The 545-nt window shown below is 64.4% G+C and carries 1 protein-coding gene; it reads left to right on the forward strand.

The window, feature by feature from the left end:
- Positions 1–501 (forward strand): helix-turn-helix transcriptional regulator (locus tag GY725_01790; GenBank protein MCP4002905.1); only part of this gene is annotated, 501 nt, incomplete at its 5' end.
- Between the last annotated feature and the right edge of the window lie 44 nt (positions 502–545).

A 545-nucleotide genomic window follows, 5' to 3' on the forward strand; every position in this document is an offset into this window, starting at 1 on the left:
CTCAATCTGCGCGAGGTCGCCGAGGGGGCCGGGGTCAATCGCGGCAACATCTACCACTACTTCGGCTCGAGACGGGAACTGCTGCGCGCGGCGATTACCCGTCGCTTCGAAGCGGTGATCGAATCTCTGTTGGCCGACCGGCGGGGTGTCTCCTTCGTCGAGCGCAGGCTTCAGGCCTTCCGGTCGACCGACAAGAGTCAGGACAGCCAACTGCGCGCCCTGCTCATCATCGACGGGGACGAAACCGTCGACCCGATGCCGCGATACGAGTCGGCACTCAGTCGCCTGCGCCAGGACGTCATCGACGGGGACATCGATCGTGCCCACGATCTCGAGGCGCTGCACGTGGCGCTCACCGCGCTGCACCGTGGCTACCGCATCTTCCGCGAACCGCTTGCTGCGCGCATCGATACCGATGTGGACGACCTCGACAAGCGAGTTGCCGAAATCGCGCACACGTGGCTCGAAGCGATGGCGCAACCGCGGAGAGTCCGGGAGTGATAATAGGTTCCCGATCTCCGATCTGAGAGTTGGCCGCTCCGTTC

It is taken from the genome of bacterium, assembly GCA_024226335.1.
Taxonomy (GTDB): Bacteria; Myxococcota_A; UBA9160; order SZUA-336; family SZUA-336; genus JAAELY01.